Here is a 602-nt window from a genome sequence, read left to right as displayed (position 1 = left end):
GGGTGGAGCGGCTCGCCGAGCAGGTCGAGACGATCACCGCGCGGCTGTTCGACACGCTGGCGGCCCAGCCCCAGCCGGCCGACCTGCGGCGCCACTTGTCCTTCCCGCTGCCGGCCATGGTCATCAGCGCGCTGATGGGCGTGCCCTACGAAGACCACGCCTTCTTCGCCGGGCTGTCCGACGAGGTGATGACGCACCAGCACGAAAGCGGCCCGCGCAGCGACTCGCGCCGCGCCTGGGAGGAACTGCGCGCCTACATCCGCGGCAAGATGCGGGCCAAGCGCGAGGGGCCGGGCGACGACCTGTTGACCGACCTGCTCGCGGCGGTCGACCAGCACCGCGCGAGCGAGGAAGAGGCGATCGGCCTGGCGGCCGGCATGCTGGTGGCGGGACACGAAAGCACCGTCGCGCAGCTCGAGTTCGGCCTGCTGGCCCTGTTCCGGCATCCACTGCAGCGCGAACGCCTGGCGGGTGATCCGTCGCTGGTCGACAAGGCGGTGGAGGAGATCCTGCGGATGTACCCGCCGGGCGCCGGCTGGGACGGCATCATGCGCTATCCCCGCACCGACGTGACCATCGCGGGCGTGCACATACCGGCGGAG

The 602-nt window shown here is 71.6% G+C and carries 1 protein-coding gene; it reads left to right on the top strand.

Features of this window, described 5'->3' with window-relative positions:
• The coding region (locus GVL52_RS31075; RefSeq protein ID WP_368735334.1) for a cytochrome P450 at positions 1–602 on the top strand (602 nt) is incomplete at both ends.

The organism is Rhizobium sp. 18055, assembly GCF_902706285.1.
GTDB lineage: Bacteria > Pseudomonadota > Alphaproteobacteria > Rhizobiales > Rhizobiaceae > Rhizobium.
This window is presented reverse-complemented; position numbering and strand designations above follow the sequence as displayed.